Genomic DNA, 7,452 nt, shown 5'->3' with positions numbered 1-7,452 from the left:
ATCCCGCCAAGCCGCAAAGTCAAAGCCACTATTTTTGCGCTCTAGAATATCGTCTACCAGATGCTGTGCTACTAAATTAGACTTCACATCTTCTGGTAGTTGACTATTGGAGATAAAGACCACCCGTGAATACAAGGGGCGAATCTTTTCTAATTGATAGAGTACATGTCCACTAATAAAATTGAACTTATTGTAGTGAACATATAAAAGTAAACGTTGCATATTATTTCCTTATTCTTAAGAATTTCAAAATCTTTGTTGGAATGGTCCAACGGCGAGAATGGATGACTGTATTATATGCTTCTTTCGTAGCTTGTAACTCTGCCTCAAGATTTTTCAAACTATTTTGACAATCTAACATTTCGGCAGCAAAAACTTTTCCAATATAATCCGGTGCAGAGGGATTATCTATAGAAATCATTTTATAGCTCAGTTGATACACACCTTCTTCTTCAACTTCATAAATCAATTGAGGATCTGGTTCACTAAAAAGAAACAAATTATCTGTAACGATACCATTACTATAAACTGGCCAGCAAACCTTTCCGTTAGAATCTCTCAATTCAACATCAGAGTAATAACTTGGACTTTCAGACAGATCAACTCGGATAACAGAAGTTCCCTTCGGAATTTCGATTGCTAGACTATCTTCTTTTTGAAGAAGTTTGGTCATGGTACGATCTTCCGAATAAGTATTTTCTTCGTTACCAAAATAAATTGTAACAGACTCCATTCCGATGTGTGAAAGAGAATCCATTGGTTTGGAAAGGCGAATCTCATAAGTATTATTCCGATCTAAAAGAATCCTCGTCATCTCTTTAAAATCAGCATTTGGATACTTATCAAGATAGTCCAGTTGTGTTTGTAGTAACTTATGAAAACGACGTTCTAATCTTTTAAAATCAGTAGGACGAGAATCCGATCCTTGATTAATGGTATAAGCAACTGTCGCTTCATCCAGATAGGCTAAAGAAGTCCGTTGAAAGAGCTCCAATTGGAGGTTGAAAGTATCATCTGATGTCGTTAAGTCTAACTCTTGATTGACTTCTACCATCAGATCTCTATCAACTAGCCATGTAGAGGCCATGGTAAAGCCTCTTGTTGCCAGCATCTTTTCATAAGTATCTGCTAATGGGATCGTATGTTTGGCAAAGCCGGCCTTAGAAACGAGGGTTCCTTGTTCATCATAAATATCAAAATCTGTATTGGACCATTTGCAATCAGGTTCACTTTCTAATAAGTCAACCTGTTTCTGAAGTTTTAAAGGGTCTAACCAAAAATCATCTCCATCACAGCGGGCAATATACTTTCCACGTGCTTCTTTACAGATAGAGACCCAGGTTTTAGAAATTCCCTGATTCTCATCCTGATAAAAGGCACGAATCAGATCAGGGTAGTTGGCTTGATAATCCTGAATGATAGAACGAGATCCATCGCTTGAAGCATCATCCACCAAGATAATCTCATAATCAAACTCTGTTTGTTGGGCTAAGAAGCTATCAATCGTCTTCTTTAGCCAGGGCTCTTTATTAAAAACCGTACAAATAATCGAAACAAAAGGCGTCGTTTCCATATTTCCCTCAGTCTAGTCAGTCATTGACCATGTTCCATTGCGTTGGATTAAGCCACTTGCCGAATCCATTGCTGATTTATCATCCAAAGCGATATCATCTCGATTGATAAAGATCAGTGGAGTCTGGGTGGCATCTGAAAAGGCCAACATCTGTCCTTCCTCATCCCTTACCGTCACTTCCAATTTCATTTTTAAGTCATTTACAGTTGGCAGTGAACAAGTATAATGAACCGTTTTATGTCCAGTTCCACTCATCAGTTGATTCATAGAATTATCATTGTAGATCCAAATGTTCCGATCAATATCCGTTAAAGACAGAGCGATATAGGTCCTGATATCTTCACGAACATCAAAATCAATCTGGAACTGAATAGGATCTTGAGGACGTAATTTATTTGAGCTTAACAACTGAAGCTGAAAATTTTCAACCAAGACATTTTCTTCCTGGTTTGAATTACCTGCTCCATTAGCTTCTCCTCCCTGTTGCAAAGGAGCTGTATTATCAAAACTGTACTGATTGGCAACATTTTCTGGACTCCCTAAAGCTTTCACCAATCCATTTTCAATCAAAACAGCCTTGTTACAATATTTCTTGACGGCCCCCATATCATGGGTAACCAAGATAGTGGTTTTTCCTGATTTCTTCCGTTCTTGGAAGTAATCATTACACTTGCGCTGGAAGGCTTCGTCTCCTACTGCTAGGACCTCGTCCAAAATTAAGATATCACCTTGGGCCTTGATGGCGACCGAAAAGGCCAGACGAACCTGCATCCCTGAAGAGTAGTTTTTGAGCTTTTGGTTCATGAATTCATGCAACTCAGCAAAGTCTACGATATCATCGTACATGGCATCAATTTCAGCTGTCGAAAAGCCCAGCATAGCTCCATTCATATAGACATTTTCACGACCTGTCAGTTCTGGATTAAAGCCCACTCCAAGCTCAATAAAAGACACCAGTTTCCCATCGATTGTGACAGAACCTTTTTCAGGTACATAGATTTCAGAAATAATTTTTAAGAGAGTAGACTTTCCAGAACCATTCCTTCCGAGGATCCCGAAAAAGTCTCCTTTTTCTACTTCAAAAGAAATATCCTTAAGAACATGTTGTTCTTTGTAGCCTTTGATTCCTTTGAAGCGATTGACCAGGGCAGTTCGAAGACTATTGGTTGCCTCTGTTGGCAACTTAAAGTACTTACTGACATGGTCTACTTTTACTGCAATTTGTTTATCTGTCATTAGAGAATCTCCGCAAATTTCTTAGCATGTTTGTTAAAGTAAGCAAAGCCAGCGATAAAAATAAGAAATGGCAAAACATAAGGAATCAGAACCAAGAACTTATTCTCCACCAAAAGCCAGACAGGGGTGTTGGCCTTATCAATCAAGAAATAACGCATGTCTTGAATAATTTGAGCCAAAGGATTCATCATGACCAACTTCGCAGCCCATGGATTGCGGTCTGCGATAAAGGTAATCGGATAGATAATTGGCGTCGCATACAAGCCTGCTTGCAGGAGTACTTCCCAGACTTGACCTAGGTCACGGAAACGGACAAAAAATGTCGCTAAGATCAAGGCACACCCTGTCGCCATCAAGAACAACTCAAAGAACAGCGGAATCACCATCAAAGCAGTCCAAGAGAATGTCACCCCATTAAAGAATGAAAAAATCAGGACCACTACAAGGTTAATAACAAAGTTGATGGCTGCTCCTGAAATTGCAGATAAGACAATGATGTGTTTGGAGAAATTCAACTTCCGCAATAGGTCGCCTCGACTAACGATCGACACCATCCCCATAGATGTGGCTTCTGAGAAGAAGCCCCAGATTACATTGGCCAACAAAAGGGCAACTGGGAAATGGGGAACATCTCCACCTAAGCGTAAGAATCGAATGAAGACAATATACATGATGGTAAAAGTCATCAGGGGCTTTAAAATCGACCAAAGATAACCAATCGCTGATCCTTGGTAGCGTAATTTAAAGTCTGTTTTGATTAATTCTCTTAATAAAATTCGATTTTTCTGACTAAAAACGTCAAACATTATTTTTTACCTCGATATGCAAACTTTGTCAGAATTAGGCTGGTAAACACAAAGGTGTGAAAAGCCCGGTTCTTCCGATAACCGTACTGACGAATCCGTCTCAAACGTTCTTTTAGCGGAACATCCATAATGGTGACAAAGTTTTCAATGATTTCTTTAGTTTGGGAACTGACAGGCAGTTCCAATAAATTTTTTGCTTGTTCTTGACTGGACTCGATGAGATTCCAATATTTAGCAAACAAAATATGAGGGCGGACCCAGTTTTTAACCCTTTTTCTGAGGGTTCGAGCTCCTAGAACGTTGCTACTGTGCTGACGGTACAACTCTGTCGGTTGATCGATATAGATGAGCTTCCCAAAGGCAGCTGCCAACAAGGCCAAATACCAATCATGCATGAGAAGCGCATGCTTTTCTTGACCTGTCCATAATTCCGCTAGCGCATGGTTAATCATAGCAACTCCGCCAGTAACCGTATTTTCGGTCAATTCTTGAATCAGTTCCATATTGGCATGATCAGACTGGGTGCGAATCATACTTTCATGCTGTACATTCAAGTTTTCATCGACCACTTTTAAATCGGTGTAGACTAACAAAGGCTCCTCTTGCACATGTTTCTCTGCTTCTTCCACTTGTAGGGCAATCTTTTCAGGAAGCCAGACATCGTCTTGGTCACTAAAGCAATAGAGATTAGCCTTTTCATATTTTAAGAGTGTGTGAAAGCTCTTGATAACACCCAGATTTTCGATGGCTCCTTGATTGATAAAACGAATACGCTCATCCTGAGCTACCAACTCTTGAATGATCTCTACTGTACCATCTGTCGACCCATCATCCCGGATCAAGAGTTGCCAGTCCTGATAGGTCTGTTCTTGAATACTTTTGACCTGCTCTTTTAGATACTGCTCACCATTGTAGGTGGACAACAAGATATTTACTTTCATGATAAGAATAATTCCTCGTACTCACCTACAATTTTTTCCCAGGTAAAGTTTTGTTTCATATTGGCCTTGGCTCGTTGACCCCATTCAGATACATCTTCTAAAGAATCAACCTGATCAATCAAATGTGCCAAATTCCCAGTTTCTTTAGTCCAATATTGAGCCGTGTCCTTAGCGACCGTTTGGTTAAAGGAGACCCCTAAAACTAAATTCAGATCCGTCTGGGCAAGAGCCTCTAGGAGACCAGGATTGGTCCCGCCCACTTCATGACCATGGATATAGGCAAAGGCTCCTTTACGGATATACTTCAAAAGGTCTTGATCATAAACCGTTCCTACAAACTTAACACGAGGATCCTGATCAAATCCAGTTCGAGCTCGGAGCTCCTCAAAATAAGGATTGCCTTCCTGGTTACAAATAATCACCAAATCCCGCTTGGTTGAAGAGGTCATAAATTCACGAATGGCGGTCTCATAATTATTTTCTGGGACAAAGCGGCCCAAAATTAGGTAATAGTTTTTCTCTTGTGTCTGCCACTTGTGATAGAATTCTCGGACCTTCCTATCCTGACTATTTAGGCTGGTCGGAGATAAGTCCGTTCCATAGGCAATATAGGTCGTCTTAGACCAAGGGTAGGCTTCCTTGATATAGGACTCAATACCTGGGTTGTCTGAAATTACCAAGTCAGCGTGGCGCGTCATGATCTTTTCAGAATACTTGAGATAGGCTTGGATCGGTTTAGCCCACTTGGCCCGCTTCCACTCCAGTCCATCTGGATTGATATAGAATCGACCACCCATCTTATGGATCTTACGCGCAAAAGGCGCCACAAAGGCTCCGATTGTATTGCCCAAGACATAAAAAATCGGCTGTTCAATTCCTTGTTTCTTAATAAGCTTCAAGGCGTAGTTGATGGCCATCATATCATAGGCAATGACACGCGCAGGCCCAAGCTTAGGGGCTTTAATGGTAAAACAATCGACACCCTTGTAGTCAAAATGTTGATAAGCTTGATCATTAGAAAGGCAGGCAACATGGTATTGGATATCTGAAGACACTTGATGCGAAACCAATTGGTCCACAAAAGTCTCAAAACCGCCATATTGAGCCGGAAGCCCACGACTTCCGATAATAAAAACATGTTGCATAGAGTTCCCTTTCAAATCATTCACAGTCTATTCAATTATACCATTTTCTAGGCTTTTTGCCTAATACAAACAGAAAAGCGACCCTTTAGAGCCGCTTCTTTTTGATCTTATTTCACTTCTTGTTTATAGAACTCTTTCAAGGCATCTTGCCAAGTTGGAATGACGAATCCTGTGGCCTTAGCCTTAGCCAAGCTCATTGTAGAGTTCAGTGGGCGTTTCGCCTTAGCTGGGAATTGGCTAGAATCCACTGGCTTCACTTCAACATCCGTATCTTTGAGGATCTCAACTGCAAAGTCATACCAAGTTGTATCTTCTTTCGCATCGTTAGACAAGTGGTAATAACCATAATCTTTACGATTTTCAGCCAAATAAGTCATAAACTCTGCAAGAGTACGGGTCCAGGTTGGACGACCATGTTGGTCATTAACGACTGTAAGTGTTTTGTGAGTCTTTGCAAGGTTTTGCATCGTGAAGACAAAGTTCTTACCGTAGTTTCCAAAGACCCAAGCTGTTCGGATGATATAGAAGTTAGACACATGCTTCTCAACCAATTCTTCCCCCATACGTTTGGTACGACCGTACTCTGTTTGAGGATCTGGTTGATCGTCTACTTCCCATTCTTGTCCCACCGGTTTTTTCCCATCAAAAACGTAGTCGGTTGAGATATAAACCAAGGTTGCACCATGTTTTTCAGACGCTTTTGCTACATTTTCTGTACCAGTCACATTGATGGCATAGTCCAACTCTTTTCCTTCATCTTCAGCAGCATCAACAGCTGTGTAGGCAGCACAGTGGTAGACTAGGGTTGGTTTCACTTCTGCGAATACCTCATCTACTTTTTCTGCATTTGTGATGTCCATTTCAGCTACATCAACAGCTACATATTCTTCATTTCGTTCATCCAACAAATGGCGAAGTTCTGTTCCAAGCTGCCCATTTGCTCCTGTAATTAAAATCATGTTAAATTCCTTTCAAATGCTTTTTCCCTATCATTATAGCAAAAAAAGCAGAAGTTTTCTGCTTTTTACTTGCTTTTCTCTTTGATAACATAGATTGGACGTTTCTTGGTTTCCATGAAGATCTTACCGATATATTTCCCTAAAATCCCAATGGTCAATAATTGGAACCCTCCCAGGAAAAGAATCACTGTCATAAGGGATGGCCAACCTGAAGTAGGATCCCCAAAGACTAAGGTACGGATTACAATCAAAATCATCATGATAAAGGCCAAAATCCAAGATAATAGCCCACCAATAAAGGCAATGTTTAATGGGGCATCCGAGAAATTGACAATCCCTTCAATCGAATACTTAAAGAGGGACCAAAAATTCCAAGACGTCTCTCCTGCCACGCGCTCTACATTTTTATATTCGAGGTATTCTGTCTCAAATCCTACCCAAGCAAAAATTCCTTTTGAGAAACGATTGTACTCCGAGAGCTCAAGAATCGCATCGACCATAGGACGACGCATCAAACGAAAATCACGCGCCCCGTCAACCATTTCCACTTGACTAATATGATTGATCAATTTATAAAACATCCGTGCAAAGAAAGAGCGGATCGGTGGTTCCCCATCACGGGTTACGCGTCTCGTTCCGACACAGTCTAAATTCGGCTGTTCCTCCAACTTCTGCTTCATTTCGATCAATAACTCCGGAGGGTCCTGCAGATCTACATCCATGACGGTCACGTATTCACCACTAGCACGCTCAAGTCCAGCATATAGTGCAGCCTCTTTTCCGAAATTTCGA

General features: G+C 40.8%; 8 protein-coding genes. All 8 read right to left on the bottom strand.

Annotated features, from left to right (window positions below; genetic code table 11):
- On the bottom strand, window positions 1–222 hold a 222-nt coding region (locus SPADD19_RS05515; RefSeq protein ID WP_277619464.1), incomplete at its 3' end, for a rhamnan synthesis F family protein.
- Window position 223: 1 nt separating this feature from the next.
- Window positions 224–1,573 (bottom strand): glycosyltransferase, encoded by a 1,350-nt coding sequence (locus tag SPADD19_RS05510; protein ID WP_061455463.1) that lies wholly within the window; start codon window positions 1,571–1,573, stop codon window positions 224–226.
- Window positions 1,574–1,585: 12 nt separating this feature from the next.
- Window positions 1,586–2,809, bottom strand: coding sequence for an ABC transporter ATP-binding protein (locus SPADD19_RS05505; protein ID WP_061455462.1), 1,224 nt, complete (start codon window positions 2,807–2,809; stop codon window positions 1,586–1,588).
- The gene (locus tag SPADD19_RS05500; protein ID WP_061455461.1) at window positions 2,809–3,615 is read right to left on the bottom strand and encodes an ABC transporter permease; all 807 of its coding nucleotides are present in this window, start codon (window positions 3,613–3,615) and stop codon (window positions 2,809–2,811) included. Before SPADD19_RS05500 ends, SPADD19_RS05505 begins: the two co-directional genes overlap by 1 nt.
- Window positions 3,615–4,556 carry a glycosyltransferase family 2 protein gene (locus tag SPADD19_RS05495; RefSeq protein WP_061455460.1) on the bottom strand — a complete coding sequence of 314 codons (942 nt, stop codon included), beginning with the start codon at window positions 4,554–4,556 and terminating at the stop codon, window positions 3,615–3,617. Before SPADD19_RS05495 ends, SPADD19_RS05500 begins: the two co-directional genes overlap by 1 nt.
- Window positions 4,553–5,701 (bottom strand): beta 1-4 rhamnosyltransferase Cps2T, encoded by a 1,149-nt coding sequence (gene cps2T / locus SPADD19_RS05490; RefSeq protein WP_013903390.1) that lies wholly within the window; start codon window positions 5,699–5,701, stop codon window positions 4,553–4,555. The genes SPADD19_RS05495 and cps2T overlap by 4 nt, the downstream gene beginning before the upstream one ends.
- Before the next feature lie 107 nt (window positions 5,702–5,808).
- Window positions 5,809–6,660, bottom strand: a complete 852-nt coding sequence (gene rfbD, locus SPADD19_RS05485; protein WP_013903389.1) for a dTDP-4-dehydrorhamnose reductase — start codon at window positions 6,658–6,660, stop codon at window positions 5,809–5,811.
- Window positions 6,661–6,725: 65 nt separating this feature from the next.
- On the bottom strand, window positions 6,726–7,452 hold a 727-nt coding region (locus SPADD19_RS05480; RefSeq protein WP_241496484.1), incomplete at its 5' end, for a glycosyltransferase family 2 protein.

It is taken from the genome of Streptococcus parasanguinis (genome assembly GCF_001578955.1).
Classification (GTDB): Bacteria; Bacillota; Bacilli; order Lactobacillales; family Streptococcaceae; genus Streptococcus; species Streptococcus parasanguinis_U.
Note: the sequence above shows the minus strand (reverse complement) of the source record. Positions and strands in the feature narration are given on the sequence as shown.

Bases quoted from the DNA above. Each gene is read 5' to 3' on its own strand.
- SPADD19_RS05510 (WP_061455463.1), bottom strand. From the start codon at position 1,573: ATGGAAACGACGCCTTTTGTTTCGATTATTTGTACGGTTTTTAATAAA.
- SPADD19_RS05505 (WP_061455462.1), bottom strand. From the start codon at position 2,809: ATGACAGATAAACAAATTGCAGTAAAAGTAGACCATGTCAGTAAGTAC.
- SPADD19_RS05500 (WP_061455461.1), bottom strand. From the start codon at position 3,615: ATGTTTGACGTTTTTAGTCAGAAAAATCGAATTTTATTAAGAGAATTA.
- SPADD19_RS05495 (WP_061455460.1), bottom strand. From the start codon at position 4,556: ATGAAAGTAAATATCTTGTTGTCCACCTACAATGGTGAGCAGTATCTA.
- cps2T (WP_013903390.1), bottom strand. From the start codon at position 5,701: ATGCAACATGTTTTTATTATCGGAAGTCGTGGGCTTCCGGCTCAATAT.
- rfbD (WP_013903389.1), bottom strand. From the start codon at position 6,660: ATGATTTTAATTACAGGAGCAAATGGGCAGCTTGGAACAGAACTTCGC.